The sequence below is a fragment of the Acinetobacter sp. SFA genome (assembly GCF_001647535.1).
Lineage (GTDB): Bacteria > Pseudomonadota > Gammaproteobacteria > Pseudomonadales > Moraxellaceae > Acinetobacter > Acinetobacter pecorum.
Window position 1 is genome coordinate 140,659 of the sequence record NZ_LSZI01000020.1, and the last position, 23,875, is coordinate 164,533.

The 23,875-nt window shown below is 42.1% G+C and carries 23 protein-coding genes; 3 read left to right on the forward strand and 20 right to left on the reverse strand.

Annotated features, from left to right (window positions below):
* Positions 1 to 338 precede the first annotated feature (338 nt).
* Positions 339 to 1,862 (reverse strand): TerC family protein, encoded by a 1,524-nt coding sequence (locus AY607_RS12790; RefSeq protein ID WP_064096551.1) that lies wholly within the window; start codon positions 1,860 to 1,862, stop codon positions 339 to 341.
* A 746-nt stretch (positions 1,863 to 2,608) separates the two neighbouring features.
* On the opposite strand from AY607_RS12790, the gene AY607_RS12795 reads away from it, so the two are divergent.
* On the forward strand, positions 2,609 to 3,073 hold the full coding sequence (locus AY607_RS12795) for a MarR family winged helix-turn-helix transcriptional regulator (protein WP_064096552.1): 465 nt from the start codon (positions 2,609 to 2,611) through the stop codon (positions 3,071 to 3,073).
* 78 nt (positions 3,074 to 3,151) lie between these two features.
* Here the strand turns inward: AY607_RS12795 and AY607_RS12800 are convergent, their stop codons facing one another.
* The 5 genes from AY607_RS12800 to AY607_RS12820 all read right to left on the reverse strand — a co-directional run bounded on the left by AY607_RS12800 (position 3,152) and on the right by AY607_RS12820 (position 10,258).
* A complete protein-coding gene (locus AY607_RS12800; protein WP_064096553.1) occupies positions 3,152 to 3,814 on the reverse strand; it encodes an SOS response-associated peptidase in 663 nt (220 codons plus the stop codon).
* Positions 3,815 to 3,906: 92 nt separating this feature from the next.
* Positions 3,907 to 5,355, reverse strand: a complete 1,449-nt coding sequence (locus AY607_RS12805) for an aldehyde dehydrogenase family protein (protein WP_081408821.1) — start codon at positions 5,353 to 5,355, stop codon at positions 3,907 to 3,909.
* A gap of 127 nt (positions 5,356 to 5,482) precedes the next feature.
* Positions 5,483 to 7,648 (reverse strand): malate synthase G, encoded by a 2,166-nt coding sequence (locus tag AY607_RS12810; RefSeq protein WP_064102712.1) that lies wholly within the window; start codon positions 7,646 to 7,648, stop codon positions 5,483 to 5,485.
* A 366-nt stretch (positions 7,649 to 8,014) separates the two neighbouring features.
* Positions 8,015 to 9,166: a cell division protein ZapE gene (gene zapE / locus AY607_RS12815; protein ID WP_064102713.1), complete on the reverse strand. Its 1,152-nt coding sequence runs from the start codon at positions 9,164 to 9,166 to the stop codon at positions 8,015 to 8,017.
* A gap of 84 nt (positions 9,167 to 9,250) precedes the next feature.
* Positions 9,251 to 10,258, reverse strand: a complete 1,008-nt coding sequence (locus AY607_RS12820) for a helix-turn-helix domain-containing protein (protein ID WP_064096672.1) — start codon at positions 10,256 to 10,258, stop codon at positions 9,251 to 9,253.
* Positions 10,259 to 10,401: 143 nt separating this feature from the next.
* On the opposite strand from AY607_RS12820, the gene AY607_RS12825 reads away from it, so the two are divergent.
* Positions 10,402 to 11,898, forward strand: a complete 1,497-nt coding sequence (locus AY607_RS12825) for a flavin-containing monooxygenase (protein WP_064102714.1) — start codon at positions 10,402 to 10,404, stop codon at positions 11,896 to 11,898.
* A gap of 67 nt (positions 11,899 to 11,965) precedes the next feature.
* Positions 11,966 to 12,874 (forward strand): lysine exporter LysO family protein, encoded by a 909-nt coding sequence (locus tag AY607_RS12830; RefSeq protein WP_064102715.1) that lies wholly within the window; start codon positions 11,966 to 11,968, stop codon positions 12,872 to 12,874.
* A 403-nt stretch (positions 12,875 to 13,277) separates the two neighbouring features.
* On the opposite strand, the gene pyrF is transcribed toward AY607_RS12830, so the two are convergent.
* The 14 genes from pyrF to AY607_RS12900 all read right to left on the reverse strand — a co-directional run bounded on the left by pyrF (position 13,278) and on the right by AY607_RS12900 (position 23,867).
* Complete coding sequence (gene pyrF, locus AY607_RS12835; RefSeq protein ID WP_064096558.1) at positions 13,278 to 13,958, reverse strand: orotidine-5'-phosphate decarboxylase; 681 nt, start codon at positions 13,956 to 13,958, stop codon at positions 13,278 to 13,280.
* A gap of 249 nt (positions 13,959 to 14,207) precedes the next feature.
* The gene (locus AY607_RS12840; RefSeq protein ID WP_064096559.1) at positions 14,208 to 14,573 is read right to left on the reverse strand and encodes a lipopolysaccharide assembly protein LapA domain-containing protein; all 366 of its coding nucleotides are present in this window, start codon (positions 14,571 to 14,573) and stop codon (positions 14,208 to 14,210) included.
* A 21-nt stretch (positions 14,574 to 14,594) separates the two neighbouring features.
* Entirely contained in the window at positions 14,595 to 14,900 is a 306-nt protein-coding gene (locus AY607_RS12845) for an integration host factor subunit beta (RefSeq protein ID WP_064096560.1), read from the reverse strand.
* A gap of 163 nt (positions 14,901 to 15,063) precedes the next feature.
* Positions 15,064 to 16,740: a 30S ribosomal protein S1 gene (rpsA, locus tag AY607_RS12850; protein WP_064096561.1), complete on the reverse strand. Its 1,677-nt coding sequence runs from the start codon at positions 16,738 to 16,740 to the stop codon at positions 15,064 to 15,066.
* Positions 16,741 to 16,850: 110 nt separating this feature from the next.
* Positions 16,851 to 17,534 (reverse strand): (d)CMP kinase, encoded by a 684-nt coding sequence (gene cmk / locus AY607_RS12855; protein ID WP_064096562.1) that lies wholly within the window; start codon positions 17,532 to 17,534, stop codon positions 16,851 to 16,853.
* A 17-nt stretch (positions 17,535 to 17,551) separates the two neighbouring features.
* The gene (locus AY607_RS12860; RefSeq protein WP_064102716.1) at positions 17,552 to 17,983 is read right to left on the reverse strand and encodes an SRPBCC family protein; all 432 of its coding nucleotides are present in this window, start codon (positions 17,981 to 17,983) and stop codon (positions 17,552 to 17,554) included.
* Between the two features lie 60 nt (positions 17,984 to 18,043).
* Complete coding sequence (gene tadA, locus AY607_RS12865; protein WP_064102717.1) at positions 18,044 to 18,559, reverse strand: tRNA adenosine(34) deaminase TadA; 516 nt, start codon at positions 18,557 to 18,559, stop codon at positions 18,044 to 18,046.
* Positions 18,560 to 18,565: 6 nt separating this feature from the next.
* Complete coding sequence (locus AY607_RS12870) at positions 18,566 to 19,687, reverse strand: enoyl-CoA hydratase/isomerase family protein (RefSeq protein WP_064102718.1); 1,122 nt, start codon at positions 19,685 to 19,687, stop codon at positions 18,566 to 18,568.
* Positions 19,684 to 20,397, reverse strand: coding sequence for a uracil-DNA glycosylase (gene ung / locus AY607_RS12875; protein ID WP_064102719.1), 714 nt, complete (start codon positions 20,395 to 20,397; stop codon positions 19,684 to 19,686). The genes AY607_RS12870 and ung overlap by 4 nt, the downstream gene beginning before the upstream one ends.
* 46 nt (positions 20,398 to 20,443) lie before the next feature.
* On the reverse strand, positions 20,444 to 21,040 hold the full coding sequence (locus AY607_RS12880) for a 6-pyruvoyl trahydropterin synthase family protein (protein WP_064102720.1): 597 nt from the start codon (positions 21,038 to 21,040) through the stop codon (positions 20,444 to 20,446).
* A 151-nt stretch (positions 21,041 to 21,191) separates the two neighbouring features.
* Positions 21,192 to 22,163 carry a type II secretion system minor pseudopilin GspK gene (gene gspK / locus AY607_RS12885; protein WP_064102721.1) on the reverse strand — a complete coding sequence of 324 codons (972 nt, stop codon included), beginning with the start codon at positions 22,161 to 22,163 and terminating at the stop codon, positions 21,192 to 21,194.
* A 12-nt stretch (positions 22,164 to 22,175) separates the two neighbouring features.
* Positions 22,176 to 22,811, reverse strand: coding sequence for a type II secretion system minor pseudopilin GspJ (gspJ, locus tag AY607_RS12890; RefSeq protein ID WP_064096568.1), 636 nt, complete (start codon positions 22,809 to 22,811; stop codon positions 22,176 to 22,178).
* Complete coding sequence (gene gspI, locus AY607_RS12895) at positions 22,808 to 23,245, reverse strand: type II secretion system minor pseudopilin GspI (protein WP_171255312.1); 438 nt, start codon at positions 23,243 to 23,245, stop codon at positions 22,808 to 22,810. The genes gspJ and gspI overlap by 4 nt, the downstream gene beginning before the upstream one ends.
* Before the next feature lie 70 nt (positions 23,246 to 23,315).
* Positions 23,316 to 23,867 carry a type II secretion system protein gene (locus tag AY607_RS12900; protein WP_064102722.1) on the reverse strand — a complete coding sequence of 184 codons (552 nt, stop codon included), beginning with the start codon at positions 23,865 to 23,867 and terminating at the stop codon, positions 23,316 to 23,318.
* Between the last annotated feature and the right edge of the window lie 8 nt (positions 23,868 to 23,875).

Below are 23,875 nucleotides of genomic sequence, written 5' to 3' on the forward strand. Positions count from 1 at the left end.
TTCATGTGAATTGTAGTTTATTTTCTTATTCCTATTTAAATAGGACTTTTAAGTTTTGATTAACAGGCTGTATGAATCCACACCCAATGCCTGATCATGCTTATTTTTAACGATCGATTTGACCTCTTTTGGCTTGAATTTTTTAGTCTAATACCAGCATATTTAGCTCAATTTGGAACTTGAAATATAGTATGAATAAACTGATAAAAATCAGTTTAAACAAAGGCTCATATTATTTTAATAAACCAGATTCAACAGACATACATTAAAAAAAGCCAGCTGCCACTCAAGCAACTGACTTTTAGAATTTGAACAAATAACGTGTTTAAAACACCTGTTTAACCTGCGTAATGAATGCTGACCGACTTGATACGATTGCTTTCAATTTCAGTGACTTTGAACTGCACACCTTGATAATTTAACTCGGTGCCCACTTCAACCGTACTGTTGGTTTTATCTAGAATCAGACCTGCCACACTAATATAACCAGCATCTTCATCAATCAGATCAATCATGCCAAGTTCTAGCTCAAGCTGATACAGGTCTAACATGCCCGATGCGATCCAGTGCGTATCATCGATTTTAACTAGATCTAGCTGTTCATCAGCATCCGGGAATTCACCGGCAATTGCTTCAAACACATCCAGCGGTGAAATCAGACCCTGTACATTACCAAATTCATCGCTGACCAGAACCAAAGAACCCTTAGAAGTACGCAAGGTATTGATCGCATCAATAACTTTCATTCTTTCAAAGATATAAATTGGACGATGACGTTTGATCAGTGCTTTTAATTCTTCTGGCTCTTCCAGTACATCCAGTAATTCTTTTGCACGTACTACGCTAATGACCTTATCCAGGCTACCGCGACATACCGGGAACAGGCTGTGTGGAACGGAAAGAATTTTTTCACGGATCTCTTCTGGACTATCTTCCAGATCGACCCATGAAATCTGGCTTCGGGGCGTCATGATCGAAGCGACTGAACGCTCTGCAAGGGTAAGCACCCCACCAATCATATAACGCTCTTCATCTGCAAAGGTTTCTTGTGCCTCATTATTTTGAGTATCAGTCGTCTCCAGCTTACCGCCCATCAATTTCAGAATCGAGTCAGCCGTACGATGACGCAAAGGGATCTTCGATTCATGTTTAGCAGCATTACGCTGACCGAACTGGTTAAATGCTTCGATTATGATCGCGACACCAATACCTGAATAGATATAGCCTTTTGGAATATGGAAGCCAAAACCTTCTGCAATCAGACTGATACCAATCAAAAGCAGGAAACTTAAACACAGAATCACCACGGTTGGATGACGGTTCACAAAGTTGGTCAATGGTTTCGATGCCAGTAGCATCACTCCCATTGCGACAATCATAGCAGCCATCATGACATAAATATTGTCGACCATACCAATTGCGGTAATCACTGAATCTAAAGAGAAAACAGCATCTAAAACAACAATCTGTGCAACAACGGCAGTGAAACTTGCATATACCACGTTGGTAGATACTGTGATTTCAGGTTTGCCTTCAATTTTTTCATGCAGCTCAGTAACGGCCTTATACACCAGGAACAAGCCACCAAATAACAAGATCAGGTCCCGACCGGAGAAGGTCCAGTCAAACACAGTAATCAATGGTTGTGTCAAAGTGACCAACCAGGCAATGGCAAATAACAGACCTAGACGCATGAATAATGCGAGTGACAAACCGACAACACGCGCTTTATCGCGTTGTTCAGGAGGAAGTTTTTCAGCCAGAATGGCAATGAAGACTAGGTTATCAATACCTAAAACAATTTCGAGAATAATAAGAGTAATTAAACCTACCCAGATTCCGGGATCTAATAAAAATTCCATTAGAGAATTACCCCGTTCGAGTAAGCTAGAAATAGAGATGGAAGATCAACGCACGGCGAGGGATCCATTAAAATAAAACCTATGCAACTTAAGACCATTCCATTATGCATAAACTGAATATTTTGTAATGTATTAATTTACAAAAAAATTACATGGTCATAGGGTTATAGCGGCTTTTTAACTACCTAGCAGATGCTGAAATTGATTAATTTCAAGTTTTTCTACATAACTTATTATAATTTAATGAAAAATCATCATAAGTTAACTATAGATAGATTATCCCTCTTATTTTTAATGTGATTTGAGAAGTGAACTATAAAATATTTTTTCATTGAAGGAACAATCACTTAAAAGTTTAGCTTCGAATGAGCAGTCTAGGAAGTTCTCTAAACTACTTTACCGTCCTCTCCTCCTAATCAGTTAATTTATTAAAATACAATATATTATACGAAAACTTATTTGGAGCGCCTGATGAGTAATCATCAAGTGTCCTACAACACTTTTCTACAAGCCAAATATCCAATGAAGAATTAAATTTTAACAAAATGTTATCGCCTTTTATCTGATTTTAATGAGCAATCCCTACTCCTGAAAGGGCTGACGTGCAGAACTCGTCAATATCTTGGGCTGTTAAGCAAAACTAAAAAGTGTCAGGACCTTAACATTTTTAAAATAAAGGTTGAAACATGCATAAACTTTTTCATAAAATGAACGGGCCCTAGAAAAATAAATACAAGGAACATTTCATGACTAAAAAATATGCAAAATTTTTGCCGTGTACGGAAGAATTTAATTTAGAAAACTTTCCATATTATTGGGTAACTCAGGTTCATGCTCAATACGTCCTTAATGTCGACCATGCACTTAAAAAGTATGGTGTTGACAATTCACGTCGCCGCATTCTTCTTGCCTTAAAATCCAAACCGCATGCCAGTGTTTCTGACTTATCAGAGATGGTTGTCTCTAAAATGTCGACCACGACGAAAATTGTTTACCGCTTAAAAGATGAAGGTCTGGTTGAAACCTATTCATGTGAGGATGATGCACGGATTACCCGGGTGATTTTGACCGAAAAAGGCACGCAAATGACCCATAAGATCAATGACCTGACCAATGTTGTCCTGGAACAGTCCTTTGAAGGCCTGACACCTTTGCAAATTGAAAAAACCATGGAAAGTTTACGTCATATTTTTAAAAATTTAGCTCGTTAAGAGTCTCATTTTTTATTTTAAATAGACGCTGGCGAATTTCTTACATACTTTTAATAATAAATAATTCGCCAGAGCTTTCTAAGAATCAAAAAAGTTTAGTTGCGCACTGACTTTTTTGATTTTTTCTTTAGGTACATGTGAACATTCAAACTCTTCTACCGGAAAACCCTCTACAAAGCTGTGAATAGCTGGATGACCTAGTGTTAACCATTCTTTTAGGCGCTCTTGAGGAATTACAATCACCGATCGTTTGACATTACCCGGCTCATGAAATTCTTTCATCATTGGATGATTAATTGCATCCATGGTTATCATGCTGGCCGAGCGTATAATTTCTCCTTGTATCCGAGCAATCTCATAGATGGCCGCGATAAAAGTTGCGTGACCATCTTTACGTCTTATTCCCCAACGTTGCGGCTTATTGTCGAAATATTTCGACTCATAAAATTCTGATACCGGGATGACACCAAAATGACACTTGGCAGTAGCTTCAGCAAAGGTAGGCTTTTCAAGTAAAGTTTCATTTCTGGCATTATAGGTTTTGGTTCCTATTTTTTTATCTTCTGCCCATTTCGGAATAAGACCAAAGTTCACCAACCGCCACTCTGGTCCTTGAGCTGAATGAAATAAAAGTGGTGTGGCATAATTGGGATAGACCTCTTCTGGATATTCAAAAGAAATTTCTGGCAACTCCAGATTATGCAACTGCTCTAGGGTTAAAGGTTTAAAATTGGCGCACATGCTTCATCAGATAAATCATTTGATTTACAGATTATAACTTGGCGCCTGCAGTGAACCTGTATGGATTATAGGTAAGTTTATATTATTTACTATTATTCACTTGGAACCGTCAGCCAGTGCGTGCGGGTAAATTCTTCAAAAATCCAGCGTCCATTAAAACGTCCCAGTCCTGAATTTTTCTCCCCCCCAAAAGGTGCGTTCGGCTGGTCTGCAACACTAATCCCATTAATATGCGTCATACCAATATCCAGTTGTGCCGCAAAAGCAGTGCCTCGCTCGATGTTTGAAGTACATACGGCACTGGACAAACCAAAATCGGTTGCATTGGCCAGCTCTAAAGCATGTGCTTCATCACGGGCTTTTAGGATAGGTAAAATCGGTCCAAAGCTTTCTTGTTGTGCCAGATCGGAATTTTCAGCGACATCAATAAAAATATGCGGAGAAACCAGATTTCCTTCAATGCCTCCTTCATAGACCAGTTGCGCGCCCTGCTCGCTGCCCGTTTGAATGATCTGCTGATGTTTCTTGACCTGACTCTGATTAATGATTGGTCCGATCACGGTATCTTCCAGATTTGGATCGCCCACCGGAATCATTTTAACCCGATCCAGAAGCTTATCTACATATGCATCATGGATAGAGGCATCGACAATAACCCGGTTGGTACTCATACAAATTTGCCCCTGATGCAAAAAACGCCCCATCAAGGTCAATTCAACAGCCAAATCAAGATCAGCATCATCCAGAATGACCAAAGGTGCATTGCCACCCAGCTCCAGCGCCAGACGCTTGATTCGGGAACTGGCTAAAGCTTTGCTACCGACACTTTTTCCCACTTCAGTCGAACCGGTAAATGAAATCATTTTAGGTACCGGATGCTCAACAAAATAATCCCCGATTTCACTGCCAGCACCCGCAACAATGTTCAGCGCACCTGCAGCCAATCCTGCTTCTTCAAAGAGTTTGCCGATTAATGTACCGCCAGTCACCGGAGTATCACTGGCTGGCTTCAGTACCACTGTATTGCCACAGGCAATTGCTGTTGCCACTGAGCGTAAAGACAAATGAAATGGAAAGTTCCATGGGCTAATGACAGCAATCACACCTAAAGGCTTACGCAAAACTAAACTTTTACGTGCCGGATCCTTGCTTTCCAGCTGTTCTGTTTGGATCCGGTCTGGAAAAGCCAGACTTTCCTGAATAATGCCTAAAGCAGCATTTATCTCAAGACCTGCCTTAATACGTGTACTACCAGATTCAATGATCAGCCAGTCAATTATTTCATCACGACGCTGCTGAATAATTGAGATCACATTTTGCAGCACTGTTTTACGTACTTCAATGGATTTCAAGGCACCTTGCTGGAAAGCCTGCGCTGCTGCGGTATAAGCACTGTCGACATCAACAGAACTGGCCGCTGGCATACTAAAAATTTCACTCTGGGTGTAAGGATTAATATTTTTTATAGTTCTGGTTGAAGTACCGGCTTGCCACTGGCCATGAATAAACTGCTGGTCTAAATTTTGATATACCGTCATCATTTTATTGTTTCCTGGAATACTTTTCCTCACTTTAAGAGTTCGGCTAGAAAATTTCCAGTCAGAACGACAACGGCTTACCATTAGACAATAAAAAAGCCTCCGAAGAGGCTTTTTCAATTAGACAGGATTAGTCACCTGTATAACCTTTCAGTTTTAAACGCGCTGCATGTAAAAGCGGTTCGGTATAGCCTGATGGCTGCTCACCACCTTTAAAGATCAAGTCAGATGCTGCCTGGAATGCAATATTATTGGCAAAGTCATCAGACATTGGCGTGTAAAGTGGATCATTGGCATTTTGCTCATCCACAATTTTTGCCATACGTTGCATAACTTCTTCTACCTGCTCACGACTTACGATACCGTGACGTAACCAGTTAGCAACATGTTGCGAAGAAATACGGAGTGTTGCACGGTCTTCCATTAAACCGACATCATTAATGTCTGGCACCTTAGAACAACCCACGCCTAAGTCTACCCAACGCACGACATAACCTAGAATACCTTGACAGTTGTTTTCAAGCTCTTTGAGCTTCTCTTCTTCTGTCCAGTTGGTATCTTTTGCAAGCGGTGGCGTTAACAAGTCATCAAGTGGCAATGCTTCAGTCGCAAGAAGCTCTTTCTGACGGTTTGCCACATTAATTTGATGATAGTGAATCGCATGAATCACCGCACCTGTTGGAGAAGGTACCCATGCACAGCTTGCGCCCGCTTCAGGATGCTCGGTTTTGGTCTTGTACATGTCAAGCAGCATGTCTGGTTTTGGCCACATGCCTTTACCAATTTGTGCTTTACCACGTAGACCTGCTTGCAAACCAATCATCACGTTACGGTTTTCGTATGCTGGGAACCATACCTGGCCTTTGATCTCGCCCTTACGTACAAAGGGACCTGCTTCCATGAAGGTATGGATTTCGTCACCAGTACGGTCCATGAAGCCTGTGTTAATGAAGATGGTACGGTCTTTAGCTTGAGCGATACAGTTCTTTAAGTTCACAGAAGTACGACGTTCTTCATCCATAATCCCGATTTTTAATGTCTTCGCAGGTAAGCCAAGTGCCTGTTCAGCACGCTCAAACAGTTCAACCGCAAATGCAACTTCTTCAGGACCATGCATTTTTGGCTTCACGATGTACATCGAACCCTTACGTGAGTTCTTGATCATGTTTTCGCCGCGAATGTCAGCAATAGTAAGAAGCGGAGTCACCAAAGCATCCATGATGCCTTCATAAATTTCTTCACCATCCACCAGGATCGCTGGGTTGGTCATCAAGTGTCCCACGTTACGAAGTAACATCAACGAACGACCGTGAACCTTAGTTTCACCACCTTCAACATTTTTGAAAGTACGGTCTTCATTTAGTTTACGTGTAACAGTTTTGCCATTTTTTTCGATGGATTCTTCCAGCGTACCGCGCATCAGGCCTAACCAGTTACGGTAACCTTCAACTTTCTCTTCAGCATCTACTGCTGCAACCGAGTCTTCCAAATCTTGAATGGTAGTTACAGCTGCCTCAAGTACCACATCTTTTACGCCAGCAGCGTCAGTTTGACCAATCGGGCTAGTGGCATCAATTTGAATGATGGCATGCAGGCCGTTGTTTTTTAAAACAACCTCTGTTGGTGCAGAGGCTTCACCGTTATAACCTACAAATTTAGACGCATCTGCAAGCGTTGTGGTTGAACCATCTTTCAGGGTTACAACCAGTTTACTGCCTTCAACCGCGTATTGAGTCGCATCGGCATGTGAGCCTTGCGCCAGCGGGAAAGTTTCATCCAAGAAGTTTTTCGCAAATGCGATAACTTTCTCACCACGTTTCGGGTTATAGCCTTTGCCCTTTTCTGCGCCATCTTCTTCAGAGATCACATCAAAGCCATAAAGTGCATCGTACAATGAACCCCAACGTGCATTCGCTGCATTCAGGCAGTAACGTGCATTACGTACTGGTACGACCAACTGTGGACCTGCCAATACTGCAATTTCTTCGTCTACATTTTCAGTGCTGATTTGAAAATCTTCTACTTCTGGTAACAAGTAGCCAATTTCAGTCAAGAAAGCTTTGTAAGTTTGTAATTCAAATGTGTTATTGCGGTGCCATTCATCAATTTTTGCCTGAATGTCATCACGCTTAGCCAAAAGTGCTTTATTTTTAGGGCTAAGATCAACAACGACTTGTTCAAAGTTCTTCCAGTATGTTTCGCTGTCCAAACCAGAACCTGGTAGTGCTTCATTTTCGATAAAATCGTAAAGTTCTTTAGCAATCGCTAACTTGCCTTTTTGAATACGTGCAGTCATTGTCTTTCCTGATATTGCTACTTTTTATACAAGAGATTCTAGTATACCGATTAAAATCTAGCTGAATAGTATTATCACATTGCTAAATACTGAGCATTTTTTCCAATATGAATACCCTCATAAACATATTTGATTCAGCTCAGCCACAATTAGATATCATTATGCTAAATACCCTAATGACAGTGTATAAAGTTTTCGAAATGTAGAAATTAGACTTAAGTTCAGATTTTCGAGCAAAAATTATGCATTCTAGTTATACACGATCATATTTAGATCAAGATTAAGCCATGTTTGATCAGGCTTGTCGATAATTTAAGTACCTATTTTTATAAAAAAAGCGCCAGTAAATAACCAGCGCTTTTATTGTTATTCTTCGTTTAAAGAGACTATTTTCTCGATCTGACGATGTTCTGAATTCAGGTATTCATCCGACTGCATTTCCAGCAAACGGGAACGGGTTCGTTCAATTTCAAAAGCCAGCTTCTCTCCCTGATAAATATCCACAATATTATCTTCCGAGGTCAAGAGCAACTTGACGCCGCGGTCATAAAATTCATCTACCAGATAAATAAAACGGCGCGTGCCATCACTCAGAAAATCGGTTAGATGGGGAACATTGCTGACCAAAACAGTATTATAAATATTGGCGATTTCAATAAAATCAGCCGGGCTACGTGGTTTTAAACATAGCTCAGAGAATTCACACCACAATACATCTTCGGTATGTGCTACGGTTTCAACAATACGGTTGTTGATAATAATCGGTTCTTCAGAGCGTGTTTGAGTCTGGGTTAAAGCATTAAAGCGTTGCGCAATCCAGTTTTTATGATCATGCGTTAATGGAAATTTAAACAGTTGTGCCTGTTTTAAAACCCGTAAACGGTAATCGACTCCGGCATCTACATTCAATACCACACAGTTTTTCTTGACCAGTTCAATCGTTGGCAAGAAACGGTCGCGGTGAATGCCGTTTTTATATAACCCGTCTGGTGCAATATTAGAGGTAGCGATCAAGGTAATGCCGCGCTCAAACAGCTTCTGGAATAAATCGCTCAAGATCATTGCATCTGTCACATTCGATACAAAAAACTCATCAAAACAGATGACCACGGCTTCTTTATAAATCCGGTCCGCCACAATATCTAGCGGATTACGCTGCCCGGATAACTTATTTAATTCACGATGCACATGCTGCATAAAATGATGAAAATGCATCCGGGTTTTACGGCGAAACGGAATGGAATCATAGAACTGGTCCATGAGCCAGGTTTTGCCACGCCCCACCCCACCCCACATATATACCCCTTTCGGAGATGTCTGACGGCGAAAACGGCGGAATGCTTTTTTCGATGCCTTAAAGCGCTGAATCAATTCCAGCCAGACACGATTCAGTTCATGTACTGCCATCGCTTGTGTTTCATCAGGCATAAACTGTCCAGAAGATATTGCTTGTGCATAACGTTCTGCAGGAGAAATCGGACTAAAGGCGGTGCTGTGCTGTGAATTAAAATCGGACATAGAATTTCGTACTATTTGGGATCAATTTAATTATAACGGAGTTTAATCAACACGCTATAACACTTTGGCATAAACAAACTTAGGCTATTTTATATATTGCCGAGGACTTTGCCCAAACCAGCGTTTAAAGGCATGGTTAAAAGCGGCAGGCTCGGAATAGCCCAATAATTCTGCAATCATTTCAATCGAATACTGCTTATATTCAATTAATCGCAAAGCTTTATCTTTAATAATCTCTTCACGAATCTGCTTATAACTGGTATCACATTGCTGTAACTGATGCCGCAAGGTCCGTTCCGGAATATTCAGTGCCTGCGCAGTTTCAGCCATACTTGGCATCAGACCGCTTTGGATTTCCAGATAATCCTGCACCCGCTGCACCACAGTCGGTGTCTTTTCGTCCTCCTGCAACCGTTCCAGTTCAGCCAGACATTTGGCTTCATAGACTGCAAAAGTTTCCTCATCCTTCGAGGGAATTTTAATATCCAGAACCGCTTCATCAAACCAGAATGCCGCCCGAGGTGCATCAAACTGTACCTGATTACCATAATAATCATGATAGATCTTTAAGGTATTCGGATTTGCCGGATAGGCAAATGGCAACTCAATCCGCAAATCAGGTTTGGATAAACCCATCATTTTGTAAATTTCCCGGATAAACTTAAAAGTTCCGGAAATCTCCGCCTGTGCCAGCAACATTCCCAAATGATCATCTAGCTGCTTGGCTCGATAACATAGCGCACTATAATGTTCGCTGTGCTCCAAAGCCAATTGACCGGTCAGATGCGTCAACTGCTGAAAACGGATCACCTGATTCAGTGCATCACGTACCGTAGGGCTCGTCACCAGCAACATGAGTAAGGGACCATAGCCTGCCAAGGCATAATGCTGGCCAATCAACAATCCTTGTTCAGGCTGAATTTCCTGCCCCACTACCTTGAGCACATCATTTTCCAGACTCGGATGGATAATCGAGCTTGGATCAAAGGCATCTACACGCAGCCCAATGTTTTGCAGTTTCTGATCGACCTGCATGCCAGCCTTACGCATCCCTTGAATCAAATACATCAGACTGAGAACAGAACGTTTCATAACCATACAAGTACAATGTGATTTCTCTAGTTGTACTATAAAAATAATATGCCGGCTATTGCCGTTTAGATCAATTTTCTGTCTAATCACCAAGGAGCAGATTACGATAAATATCCACATTAAAATAAGCAAGGAATGTACAAATGCTAGATCACGCCACTGCTACAGGCTCCCATCCCCATACCAAAGTTGCCATTATTGGAGCCGGTTTCGGCGGTATTGCCATGGCAATACGTTTACAGCAACATGGTATTTATGACTTCGTTATTCTGGAAAAAGGAAGTGATTTTGGTGGGACTTGGCGAGATAACCAATATCCGGGAGCAGCCTGTGATGTGCAATCACATTTGTATTCCCTGTCATTTGCCCCAAAAAGCAATTGGTCCAGGCGTTATGCTGAAGCACCAGAAATATTTTCTTATATTCAGGATCTGGTAACTGACTATAATCTCCGTGCTTTCTGCCGTTTAAATACTGAAGTTCTGGCTGCACATTACCAGGCAGATCGCTGTCTATGGCAATTACAGCTTCAGGATCAAAGTATCCTTGAAGCCCAGTTCGTTATCTTCGCTTCTGGGCCATTGCATATTCCCCAAATCCCACATATACCCGGTATTGAGAAATTTCAGGGCAAAGTCTTTCATTCCGCACAATGGGATCACACATATGACCTGGATGGCAAAAATGTTGCTTCAATCGGGACAGGTGGTAGCGCGATTCAATATATTCCGGAAATCGCTCCACAATGCAAACAACTTTACGTCATGCAACGTACAGCGGCCTGGGTCATTCCTCGTGATAAACGTATCTACTCCGACTTTGAAAAGAAAGTATTTAAAAAATATGACTGGTTTCGAAAGTTACATCGCACCCGCCTGTATTGGTCAAATGAATCGCGTGTCGTACCGATTGTCAAACCTGGCATTATGAAATTCACCCAAAAACTGGCAGAACTGCTGATTAAATATGAGGTTAAAAATCCTGAATTGGCCAAACAACTGACTCCCGATTACATCATGGGCTGTAAACGCATTCTGGTTTCAAACCGCTACTTTCCGACTTTTAACCGCCACAATGTAGAACTGGTGACCGAGAAGATTCAGGAACTGACTGAACACAGTATCATTACACAAGATGGAAAAGAGCGGCCGATTGACTGTCTGATTTATGGTACCGGATTCATTACAGATCCACGTATCTATATGAAGAATTTTCAATGCACCGGACTCCATGGTGCAGAGCTGAATGACGTCTGGAAACAAGGCGCTGAAAGCTATTATGGAATTTGTGTAAAAGATTTTCCAAACCTGTTTCAGTTATTGGGACCCAATACTTTATTGGCGCACAATTCTGTGATTTTTATGATCGAGGCGCAAGTTGAGTATATCTTGCAGCTCATACAACTGGTTGATCAATCTCATAGTGATGCCATCATGGTCAAAGAGCAGGCGCAAGATACATTTAATCAGCAGGTGCAACATATGTTTGAAAAGACTGTTTGGCAATCTGGCTGTGTAAGCTGGTATCAGCAGAAAGGTGGTAAGAATTTCGCCTTGTGGCCGACTTATACCTGGAAATACTGGCTAAAAACCAAAAAAATCAATGCTGCAGATTATCAATTATTCAATAAACTTACCTAAAAGACTTTAGCATCCGATATCAAGCGATGGCATAATTTAAAGGTAAATTTTTCAATCCATTAAACTTATGCAATCGCTCTGGCTCATCTTTCAGCTTCTATTCTGTCTAGCACTCGGTTTTGCTATCGCAAAACGAATTCCGCAACCTATTATTAAAATCTGTTTCAAGCTATTGCCCTATTTTAGCTATGTATTATTGATTGCAATTGCCTTTGAATTTTCACAGCTTGTCGATGAATCACAGCATCCTCTCCAGATTCTGAGCACCTCGATCAGTATTGCCTTTCTGACTTCACTCGGTGCTTTTGCATTTTGTTATCTTCTATTTAAATGGGCAGGTTATCTTCCTAGTTCCGGTCGGGTATCCGTCGACCTGGTGCTTAAATCCCTACTGAACATGAGCTATGCCTTTTTGGCTCTCGCCGGCGGATACTTTTTACATGCAGGCTTGAGTCTATTTGATCTGTCCCTGCAAATCAGCACCTGGCATTTATTACTGGTATTTATGTTCATGATTGGCCTAGATCTGGCCAACTCACCCTTAGATCGATCCTGGTTAAATTTTAAAATTCTACTGGTCCCGATCGGTTGTATTTTTGGTTCATTATTTGCAGTCATCGCATATTCATTCTGGAATACCCAGATGGATCTGAAAGATTTGATCATGCTGTCACAAGGCTATGGCTTTTATTCGATGTCAGGCGTCGTTGTCACGGAACTTCGTAACGCTGAACTCGGCAGTATCGCCCTGATGAATGACCTGTTTAGAGAAATTTTTGCCATTTTACTGATGTATTGTATGGGCTGGAGATATCCAAGATCTGCGATTTCAGCAGCGGGTGCAACTGCAATGGATGTGACTTTACCGATGGTTAAACAGGCGTGCGGGCATGATTTTATTCCGCATGCTATGGTCAGCGGTTTCATTTTGTCACTGTTAGCACCAGTCATGGTAAGTGTACTGGCAGTGATTTAATTACTTTATCGCTTTCTCACTCTCTTCCCTGAGTCAGTTTTAAAGCAGGGTTTTAAAACGAAACACAAACAAGGAGGCTGAGAGGGCTGACTAAAAACTTAAATCAATATCACTTAAGGCATCGCCTACTGTTTCAACAACATCCGAAACCAGACTGATAGCATCAGATGCCAAACTGACCACATCAATTCCCGCTGTCCAATCTGTTGAGCTTGCCTGTTATTGCTGCTGTTCTTGTTGCTGAAGCTGTTCCGCCTGTTGAACACTTTGAATCAGATCATTCTGTTCCTTTTCTGAAGGTAATTCAGATGCATTCATAGGTTTTCCTTTAATTATTATTGATATTTTCTGAATATATAAAAAAAGCCTTTCATTGGAAAGGCTTTTTGTTGGTCAAATCATATTACAAGGTATCTAGAATATCTTTTAAGGTTTGGCGCATATTTTTAGACTGGGTAATCGGACGACCAATCACCAGATGCGTTGAACCATCTAGCATCGCCTGTTTTGGTGTCACAATACGTTTCTGGTCATCTGCATTTGACCCTTCTGGACGAATGCCGGGTGTCACTAATGCAAAGTCTTTTCCAATCGTTTCACGCAACATTTTTGCTTCTTGAGCTGAGCAGACCACACCATCTAGACCACTGTCTTTGGTCAGCTGAGCCAGACGTTTTACATGCTCATTGGGTTCAATATCCAGACCAATATCCTTTAAGTCTTCACGGCCCATCGAGGTAAGAACTGTGACGGCAATCAACTGAGTCTTATAATTACCTGCTTTTAACCGCTCTACACAGGTTTCCATCATTTTACGGCCACCTGAAGCATGTACATTGACCATCCACACTCCCAGATCTGCTGCCGCGCATACTGCCTGTGCTGTTGTATTTGGAATGTCATGAAATTTCAGATCCAGAAATACATCAAAACCTTTATCTTGAAGTGCTTTGACAATGATTGGCCCCTCATGGGTAAATAACTCTTTGCCAATCTTTACTCGACATAAAGCAGGATCTAGCTGTTCCGCAATCGTTAAGGCATCAAATTGGCTTTTAGCATCCAGTGCAACGATGATACTCATGAGTAGACCCTTCAAATTGACAAAATTAAGATATTATACGGACTAAGCTCATGCCGACCAAGAATATTTTCACAAAATATACTTGGTAATTCAAACTAAGTTATTTATTTATATAATTTTAAATAGTATTTTAGCTATAATTATATATAGATAAATAATAAAAAACGCCTTTAAAGCTAAGTTAAAAGGCGTTTAATTAAAATTGGCAATATAAAATGTTTAAAAACAACTTTTGCCTGGCACTTTCACCTAAAGTGGTGTCGATGGTCGGTCATTAGAATTAATATCTAACACAGTTTTTTCATGCCGGGTATGGACGGCTGCTTCAGCAGCCATTAACTTGGCTGAATTCAATTGTTCTTTACGTAGGTGTTCAATGTCTTTACGAAGCCTTTTAATTTCCCAATTCGCCTGAAAAACCCTGAAGATCTGAACACCTAATAACAGGCCCAAAACTACACCCAAAGATAAAGTGAGGAGAAGTAATAATCCCAGGCGCATTGCTGGAACTTGAGTAAATAACAAGTCCACTGACAATTCAGTACCATTTTGCAGAACTAAAGCTAATGAATAACCAAACAGTACTAATAATAGAATGACCAGAACGTAACGCATGAGCACCCCGTATATTTACAATTATTTTTGTGCAGACTCGTTTACCGCATCACGAAGTGCCTTACCTGGTTTGAAGTGCGGAACTGCTTTTGCAGCCACTTCTACTGATTTACCAGTTTTAGGGTTACGCCCTACGCGCGGTTCACGGTGATGCAATGCAAAACTACCAAATCCACGAATCTCGATACGATTATCAGATGATAAAGCCTCTATCATTTGATCGATCATGATTTTGACTGCTTCTTCCACTAAGGGTTCAGCCAAATGCGGATTTTTTAACGCAATACGCTCTATTAAGTCAGACTTATTAAGTGCTTCAGTAGTCATCTGCGACCTCTTTAATTATCAAGCTACTTGGGATCTATTTCCAGATAATAACCTGTTTAAATACAAAACGGTAGCGCAATAATTAAATACTACGCTACCGTTTACAGTATTTGTATAAAAAGTATTAGTTAATTTACATTAACAATACAATTCAGACGCTTACTTAGTTGCTCATTTGCGCCTTGATCAGGTCACCAATAGTTTTAGGACCATTGTCTTGACCAGCTGGTGCTGTTTTCAAGTTAGCAACTGCTTCTTTCTCTTCAGCTTCGTCTTTCGCTTTGATAGACAAGTTGATTGCGCGAGATTTACGATCAACGTTGATGATCTTCGCTTCAACTTCTTGACCAACTTCAAGGAACTTAGTTGCATCTTCAACGCGATCGCGATTGATTTCAGATGCTTTCAGAGTCGCTTCAACTTCGTCAGCCAACTTAACAGTTGCGCCTTTAGCATCAACTGCAGTTACAGTACCTTTAACCAAAGCACCGCGTTCGTTAGCAGCAAGGAAATCATTGAACGGGTCGTTGTTCATTTGCTTGATGCCAAGGCTGATACGGTTGCCTTCAGCGTCTACAGAAAGGATAACCGCTTCAACAGTGTCACCTTTCTTGTAACGACGAATTGCTTCTTCGCCTTGTTCGTTCCAAGAAATATCAGACAGGTGAACTAGACCGTCGATACCACCTGGTAAACCGATGAAGATACCGAAGTCAGTGATAGATTTGATCGTACCAGAAACTTTTTCGCCTTTATCGTGCTCTTTAGCAAACTCTTCCCATGGGTTAGCACGAGTTTGTTTGATACCAAGAGAAATACGACGACGCTCTTCATCAACTTCAAGAACCATAACATCAACTTCGTCACCAATCTGAACTACTTTAGATGGGTGGATGTTTTTGTTTGTGTGGTCCATTTCTGAAACGTGTACTAAACCTTCAACGCCTTCAGCGATTTCAGCGAAACAACCGTAATCAGTCAGGTTAGTTACGCGCGCTTTAACGATTGAACCTTTAGGGTAACGGTTCATGATCGCTAACCATGGATCTTCGCCAAGTTGTTTAAGACCTAGAGAAACACGGTTACGTTCGCGGTCGAATTTAAGTACTTTAACAGTAACTTCTTGACCCACTTCAACCACTTCTGAAGGATGCTTGATACGTTTCCAAGCCATGTCAGTGATGTGAAGAAGACCATCAATACCGCCAAGGTCAACGAATGCACCGTAGTCAGTAAGATTTTTAATAGTACCAGTAACAGTTTGACCTTCTTCAAGCTGAGCAAGAAGAGCTTCACGGTCAGCTGAAGATTCAGCTTCCATAACAGCACGACGTGAAACAACAACGTTGTTACGTTTAGCGTCAAGTTTGATTACTTTAAATTCTAACTCTTTGCCTTCTAGGTGAGTAGTATCACGAATAGGACGAGTATCAACTAAAGAACCTGGAAGGAACGCACGTACTGGACCGATGTCAACAGTGAAACCACCTTTAACTTTACCAGAGATAACACCAGTAACGATTTCGCCGTCTTCAAAGATTTTTTCAAGTTTAGTCCAAGTTTCTGCGCGTTTAGCTTTTTCGCGAGAAAGAACTGTTTGACCCATACCGTTGTCAAGTGCTTCAACAACTACGTCTACAGTGTCGCCAACTTGAACTTCAAGTTCACGTTGTTCATTTAAGAACTCAGCACGGTCAACAACGCCTTCAGATTTAAGGCCAGTGTCAACAGTTACCCAATCAGAGTCAATGCTTACTACAACGCCCTGGATTACTGCACCCTTTTCAACGTTGAGGTTTAATTCGCTTGCTTCAAAGAGGGCTGCAAAAGATTCGGTCATGATATTTCCGATAAAGTCAGCGGTCTTGGATCAGACAAGGCCGGTTTAATTAAGCATCTACATAGTCCATATAAAACTGATCAAGCTATGCGTTTGCTGATAAAATTGGGTTAATTTGCTAACTGCTGATCTACATAAGTAGTCATCAGCTGGAATACTTCATCGATGTTCAAATCTGAACTGTCGATAATGTAAGCATCATCGGCAGGCTTGAGTGGAGCAACAATGCGTTCCATATCTCGTTTATCGCGTGCAATGATATTAGCTAAAATGTCGTTTATTTTAACATCCAGCCCCATACCCTGCAACTGCTTTACACGTCTTTGCGCGCGCGATTCAGCCGAGGCCGTCAAATATATCTTTGCCTGGGCGTTAGGAAAGATACTGGTTGCCATATCACGCCCGTCTGCCACCAGGCCCGGCGCCTGTGCAAAAGCATGTTGACGTGAAACCATGGCGGCTCTAAGCTCAGGAATTGCTGCAACTTTTGAAGCAAATTCTCCCACCCGCTCAGTGCGAATGGTTTGGGACACATCTTCGCCATCCAGCCACACCTGCACCCCGGTATCTGTATTGACAAACTGGATATCTAGATTTGTTGCGATTTGTACGCATTCTGGCAATTTGGTATCCAATGAGTCCAGCAAATCATGATGATGCAATGACAAACCCAAAAGACGGTATAAAGCACCAGAGTCTAATAAATGAAACTGATAATGCGCAGCCAGTTTCGCTGCCAACGTACCTTTGCCCGACCCACTTGGACCATCAATGGTAATAATTTGAACTGTCATTGCTTTCCCGTTGTTGTTTAAACAGATTTTGCGAGTTTTGTCAGGCCTAGTTTAATCGCTGCCCGTAACTGTGCAAGGATTAATTTACTCATAAAAGGTGCACGTGCCTGCAATTCAATCGTATAAGTCACTAGTGTTTTATCATCAGCCAGCGCTTCAAATTCAATAATACCCAAATGATGCTTGATTAACGGATTTTTAATAATCTGGTATTCGATGCGGCTATTCGGCTCGAACAGGGTAATTTGTTCTTTCAGCGGCTTTACAGGCCCCACCCCCATTGCACGCACTGAACCCAGCCCATCTGGATATTCAACATCTGCAGAATCCTTGATTCGCTCAACCTGCATCGGTGCAAAAGCCACATTATAGGTGGCATGCTTGGACATCAAATTAAAGACATCATCAATTGCTGCCGGAAATTCTTTTTTTACTTGAATACTGTTCATTATTATTCCTGAAAATTACAGATATTTGAAAGTGAGCAAATTCTAGCGGATAAGCTAGAATTATTTCTGCGTATTTAATGACTTTTCTTGTAACTTGAGTTGCCGTTTCTGTTCACGACGCACTTTAAAAAATACACTTAACTGTTCCGAGCATTGCTGCTGCATACAACCCGCCTTGAAAGGAAACACATGATTATAATAGCCAGTTTCAAACAGTTGGCGTGCGCTCACCAGTGAGCCTGCTTTCGATTCAAATGCCCCAAATACTACCCGTGAAACCCGTGAATGAACCAGTGCGCCGACACACATGGTGCATGGCTCGAGGGTTACATACAGTACCGCATCTTCAGGTAACCGATAATTTTGAATGTTTTGACAAGCATCCCGCAGTGCAACAATTTCTGCATGTGCAGTCGGATCATTTAATGTGATCGGCGCATTAAACCCTTGGCCAATGATCTGATTCTGGCTGACAATAATCGCACCCACGGGAATTTCACCCTGTGCAGCAGCAAGTGCAGCCTGCTCGTAAGCATGCTGCATCCAGTATTCATCTGTAAATTGTGTTTCGGACATTGAGACTTAAATCACACCATACTGCTTGAGCATGTCATTCCAGCTTTCAATAGTCGTAACTGGAGGATTTTGAGATAAGATTCCTTTCAAGCTCATATCTGTACCCTTTTTCCATTCAGGAGAAAGATCTTTATCGACCAGACGTGCTCGTACACCCTCAACAAAATCATGATGACGAATTTTCCAGTCTGATATCTGAACTTCCAATTCAAAAACTTCCTTCCAGGAATGTACCTGCTTACCCCATTGCCATAATAGCCAGGTCAAGGCTGCAGTGGTGGGTGAACCTTTTTTAAGGTTTTCACTGGCCTGACGTAACCAGTCACTGCGTGCGTCACTGAGGCCAATAATTGACTCATAATCATGCTCAAAGTTGATACCACGACAAACACTATGAATGACATCCAGGGAGTTTTGCAGCGGTCCTGGACCTACCGGACGGTGCATACTGTTCAGGGTGTCATCAATGGCACGAAAGTCACCTGCAGGATAATGACCCCAATCGATATTAACGACTTTATGCAAAACTGAATCACGCTGTGCATCACAAATATGGGTGGCCCAGCCAATCCCGTAAGCGCCGGCAGCAGTCATAATAGAACCGGTCAAGCCTGTGAATAGACCTAGTGCACCACGATCCGCCAAGAAACGGGTTGCACCTACATCTGGATATAAACCGATATTAATTTCAGGCATCGCCAAACGTGAATACGGCGTCACCAAACGGAAAGGCGCAGCCATAAACAGGCCCAAGCCACCACCCATCACATAACCCTCGCCCCAGACTAAAACGGGTTTGGCATAATTATGCAATAACAGATCGAGCGCGTATTCCTGCTCAAAGAACTTATTGGCAGCCGCCACTTCATCATTAATGACCAGTTGACGCAGCTTACGTACATCCCCACCTGCGCAGAAAGCTTTCGGTGTGGTTGAGTCCAGCCAGATGGCTTTGACGCTGTCATCATTATGAAAATCCTGAAATACTTCCAGAAGTGCGGAAGCAATCGATTCATCCAGCGCGTGCAAAGATTTTGGTCGATTCAAGCGAACGATACGCCAGCCATTGTTCGCTTCTTCAACAATCAGATCCGGATGGTAAGGTTTAGTTACAGGAGAATATGTCATGCGTCCAGCTGCCAATCTATAGGCTCAATGCCATGTTGTTTGAGATAATTATTTGTTTTCGAAAAAACTTTACAACCAAAAAAACCACCCCGGTTAGCCGACAAAGGCGACGGATGCGCTGCTTTTAATACCAGGTGTTTATTTTGGTCAATGCGCTGTCCTTTACGCTGTGCGTATGCGCCCCAAAGAATAAATACAATATGTTCACGCTGTTCATTCAATACATCAATGACGTGATCAGTAAAATCTTCCCAGCCACGTTTCTGATGTGAAGTTGGTTGAGCGGCTTCCACTGTCAGTACAGCATTCAGCAGAAGTACGCCCTGTTCCGCCCAGTGCGTCAAGTCACCATGCTTAGGAATCTTTATGCCTAAATCATTGTGCAACTCGTGAAAGATATTACGTAAAGATGGGGGCAATGCAACCCCTTTTTGCACTGAAAAGCTTAAGCCATGTGCCTGATTTGGACCATGATAGGGATCCTGACCAATAATTACGACCTTGACCCGATCTAGCGGCGTAGTATTCAAAGCATTAAAAATCAGGTGATTCGGTGGATAAATGACTTTATCCGCTTTTTTTTCTTCAAGGAGAAATGCTTTTAATTCATCCATTTTCGGACTGAGTAAAAAATCACTCAATCCGTATTTCCAGCTTTCATCCAGCTGAACTTTATTCAGTTTGGCCAGTTGCTGTTCATTTAAAGACATTCTTCAATCCTAAATCTATGTCAATCGATTTAAAGTCATGCAGACTCTAGATCTGTACCTGTAAATCTACTGCAGGGTTATGAAATGGCACACCCTGTTTCAGCTTGGCAAACATGTCCGGATCTGCCCATTCAGCCTGCACCTGCTCCGAGAACTCGATCTGGTCAAGACTCAAAACACCCATCTGTTCATTTTGAATATCTTCTAGAAAACTCTGTGCATAGCCTGTGTCGGTTTCATGCACAATCACAGAATAGACTTCAACATCACCTTCGCCATTTTGCGTCACCGTCGATGCCAGCACCTGCTGTGCCAGAAAGAAGAAAATGCGAGAAAACTGTTCTGCAGACGGCGAAACCGGCAAAGAAACCCAACGCGCACTAAAATTCTTGCAAGCCTGAATATATTCAGGATCATCTTTTTTCCAGAAGCAGATTGCATGGTCAAATGAATCAAAGAAATCCTTAATCACCCCTTTGAGCAGACCAAAATCATAAACCATCTGGCCATGATCCAGCTTTGAGGCTTTCAGCAATAACTCGACTTTATAGCTATGGCCATGGATCGAACGCTTACAGCGATCTGACGTGCAGTTACGCACAATATGAGCATTCTCAAACTTAAATAACTTACGAATTAACATATGCCGTAATGTCGTCAAAAAATAGGTGAATTAATTATGATTATAAAGCAAAAGTAGAGCTTTGAGGATTAATTTTGCTGTTTAGCATGATAGGGAAAAGGCATCAAGCCATATTCAGATCCATTCGGTTTGTATAATTTATCAACTACACTTAAAAGAGTGCCATGCTGCGGTACGCGACATAAACCTGTTTATCCCGACGCACCAGCTCACTGCTAAACTGACGCTTGCGCTCACTTAAAACCACTTCAATTTGGGCTTTAAAATAATTGGATTGCACTCCAAGCAGGCTGTTAAACACATTTCGCTTAGCCGCCTCGACCTGAGCAAAAGGCTCAAGCGCCCATAACTCAGAAACATTGGAAAAATGCTCCAAATTGGCCTGACGCTGATCCAGTAACTGCTGCACTGCACTCACATCAAGCTTTTCATCCATACTAGCCAGAAGAAAAGCCGAGGCTGTATTGATATTGACTGTACTGTCCTGCATGGGTGCGGCACTGAGATAAGACTCAATCAGTTTATATTTATTTTCTTCAAAGCCGCGAATCAGTTTTAATTCTTCCACACTATGAAACTTTGCGTTTGGGGGCAAAGCCGCATTGGGCAAGCCTTGATAATAGTTAGATTCAGCACCCATTGAACCGCTGGGAATCTCATTTTCATCCTGCCAATCAATGACAGCTTCACTCAGCTGCGCAGGCAAACCGGCGCGCTTTAAGATCAGCTCAAACCATGCCTTGGCATTTTCATTCACCGTACCTTCAGCAGTGACCAGGCTATTTAAATTAAACTTGCCCGATTCATCCTGTATTATTCCTGAGACATACCCGTCTTCTACCGGAAAAGCCGGCATGGGCTGCGCCCAGGTTTCCTGTAAATGATCAACCTCAGCGGCATTTTCGGCATCATCGACCAAGAGTTCTGAAAAAAAGGCCTCAGCACTTTTGGCATATATAAGAGACTGATTTTGGCGCATCAGATAAGCAGTACTTTCTGCTGTGGCAGCCTGACGCTTTGCAATTGTGGCAGCGAGAATAGTCGCCAATGCCACCATCACTAAAATGGTAATCAGTGCAATGCCCTGCTGCTGTTTGATCATGATCGCTTTTTTCATTTTCATTTCTTATTATTCTTAGCCTGGTTGGCCTGTATTTTGAGCATCAAGCAAAAAATCTGTGTTTAACAAACTAAATATCCATTCATAGCTAATACCATTTACGGTTAAATTGATTTTAATCCCTTTGGGCAAACGTTGCTTCTGCTCTAACTGGTTCAGATCCACAGAGGCATCCGGCCATTGCGTGAGTTCATTCGGATTAAGCACCACAATCTGAAATTGTTCCACTTCCGATAGTAAAACACTGGATTCCGGCTGGTCTTGGCCGGTTTGATTCAGGTTCCGGTATTTCAGGCGATAAAGTTTCTGCTCATCGGGCCGGTACTGATATTCAATGCGCTCATCGGGGGAAATTCCTTCTTGCAAAGGATCAGTTACCCCGGTTTTACTGAAATTAAAGCGTCCGTTCTGCAACACCAGAGCAGGCTGTATATCTCCATTGATGTTGGCCGTTAAGGGTACTGCCTGTACGGTATCTCGCAGAATTTGCTGATATGTTTCCTGTAACTGCCCTAAACGCTGTTCATGAATCACATTCTGATCTTTGGTTTTGACAATATAATCAAAAACTTTCCAACCTAAAGCAGACAATACTGCAAAGATCGCAATTGCGACCAATAATTCAACCAGGGTAAATCCTTTAGGTTTCATGGAGTATTGTTCATGCGATGATTAAAGAACGTCAGGCTGCTGATACCAGATTCTACCTGACCATTGTCCGGGTTGATCAGACTGACCTGCAACTCAATTCGTTGTACGTTGGGACTTACTGTCGGTTCACTGCGTTTATCGATTTTCCAGGTTTCACCTTGCTGGGTCAGCTGTTTAGAAGCCGTCCCTTCCATCCATTCCTGATTAATTTCCATTTTTGCCACTTCATTTAAAGCAATAAACTGCGCCTTAGTCCGCAAAATAGCATTTGAGGTCGACTGGGTATATTGCATTGCGACTTTGGTCAAGGTCATGGCTGCTGTCGCAAAAATTGCCAGGGCCACCATGACTTCCAGCAAGGTAAAACCTGAGCGAGGATAAACGAAACAACGTTTTGTCCGAACGCAAGACGAAGTCCTATGCTCGCAGTACACATGATCAAATCCATAAACACTGGGCTTAAACGACTTGATAACATCCGAGCCAGCATTCTGCTTGAAATATCTAGATTTCATTGATTTTACCCAGATGGTCAACTTCAATGGCAGCTCCTATTTCACGCTCTTCGAAAAAGAACTGAATCCGTACCGGTTTAACCTCACCATTGCCAAGCCAGATTAACTGAGGAGAATTTGCCTGAGTCAGATCACGGTTTTTTGCATTGGCAAAACGCTGCTGCTCCAAGCTCTGAATCTGGAAGGAAACATGATCAGGCAAACTGCGCAATTTAAAATCTGCATAACTTTGCCATTTCTCATTTTGCAGGTTCTGACCACTCTGCACTGTTGAGCGATACTCTATAATTGCATAACGAAATGGCGTGACATCTGTCGCAGTCTGAACATCAAGCGCGAGTATCCTGGACTGGTCATTGGCCTCTCGTAATACCCGCTGCAAGTCCATTAATAAAATTTCACGCGCCTGCATGGCCTTACGCTGATCGACACCACTGGTATTCAACAGTACCAGGGACGCCATGATACCCATGATCACAATCACCACCATCAATTCGATTAAGGTAAAGCCACGAACTGCGCTGTGAGGTGATCTGATCATAAAACAAC

Excerpts from the sequence above, each read along its gene's own strand:
- AY607_RS12790 (WP_064096551.1), bottom strand. The coding sequence starts at position 1,862 with ATGGAATTTTTATTAGATCCCGGAATCTGGGTAGGTTTAATTACTCTT.
- AY607_RS12795 (WP_064096552.1), top strand. The coding sequence starts at position 2,609 with ATGACTAAAAAATATGCAAAATTTTTGCCGTGTACGGAAGAATTTAAT.
- AY607_RS12800 (WP_064096553.1), bottom strand. The coding sequence starts at position 3,814 with ATGTGCGCCAATTTTAAACCTTTAACCCTAGAGCAGTTGCATAATCTG.
- AY607_RS12805 (WP_081408821.1), bottom strand. The coding sequence starts at position 5,355 with ATGATGACGGTATATCAAAATTTAGACCAGCAGTTTATTCATGGCCAG.
- AY607_RS12810 (WP_064102712.1), bottom strand. The coding sequence starts at position 7,648 with ATGACTGCACGTATTCAAAAAGGCAAGTTAGCGATTGCTAAAGAACTT.
- zapE (WP_064102713.1), bottom strand. The coding sequence starts at position 9,166 with ATGTCCGATTTTAATTCACAGCACAGCACCGCCTTTAGTCCGATTTCT.
- AY607_RS12820 (WP_064096672.1), bottom strand. The coding sequence starts at position 10,258 with ATGAAACGTTCTGTTCTCAGTCTGATGTATTTGATTCAAGGGATGCGT.
- AY607_RS12825 (WP_064102714.1), top strand. The coding sequence starts at position 10,402 with ATGCTAGATCACGCCACTGCTACAGGCTCCCATCCCCATACCAAAGTT.
- AY607_RS12830 (WP_064102715.1), top strand. The coding sequence starts at position 11,966 with ATGCAATCGCTCTGGCTCATCTTTCAGCTTCTATTCTGTCTAGCACTC.
- pyrF (WP_064096558.1), bottom strand. The coding sequence starts at position 13,958 with ATGAGTATCATCGTTGCACTGGATGCTAAAAGCCAATTTGATGCCTTA.
- AY607_RS12840 (WP_064096559.1), bottom strand. The coding sequence starts at position 14,573 with ATGCGTTACGTTCTGGTCATTCTATTATTAGTACTGTTTGGTTATTCA.
- AY607_RS12845 (WP_064096560.1), bottom strand. The coding sequence starts at position 14,900 with ATGACTACTGAAGCACTTAATAAGTCTGACTTAATAGAGCGTATTGCG.
- rpsA (WP_064096561.1), bottom strand. The coding sequence starts at position 16,740 with ATGACCGAATCTTTTGCAGCCCTCTTTGAAGCAAGCGAATTAAACCTC.
- cmk (WP_064096562.1), bottom strand. The coding sequence starts at position 17,534 with ATGACAGTTCAAATTATTACCATTGATGGTCCAAGTGGGTCGGGCAAA.
- AY607_RS12860 (WP_064102716.1), bottom strand. The coding sequence starts at position 17,983 with ATGAACAGTATTCAAGTAAAAAAAGAATTTCCGGCAGCAATTGATGAT.
- tadA (WP_064102717.1), bottom strand. The coding sequence starts at position 18,559 with ATGTCCGAAACACAATTTACAGATGAATACTGGATGCAGCATGCTTAC.
- AY607_RS12870 (WP_064102718.1), bottom strand. The coding sequence starts at position 19,687 with ATGACATATTCTCCTGTAACTAAACCTTACCATCCGGATCTGATTGTT.
- ung (WP_064102719.1), bottom strand. The coding sequence starts at position 20,397 with ATGTCTTTAAATGAACAGCAACTGGCCAAACTGAATAAAGTTCAGCTG.
- AY607_RS12880 (WP_064102720.1), bottom strand. The coding sequence starts at position 21,040 with ATGTTAATTCGTAAGTTATTTAAGTTTGAGAATGCTCATATTGTGCGT.
- gspK (WP_064102721.1), bottom strand. The coding sequence starts at position 22,163 with ATGAAAATGAAAAAAGCGATCATGATCAAACAGCAGCAGGGCATTGCA.
- gspJ (WP_064096568.1), bottom strand. The coding sequence starts at position 22,811 with ATGAAACCTAAAGGATTTACCCTGGTTGAATTATTGGTCGCAATTGCG.
- AY607_RS12900 (WP_064102722.1), bottom strand. The coding sequence starts at position 23,867 with ATGATCAGATCACCTCACAGCGCAGTTCGTGGCTTTACCTTAATCGAA.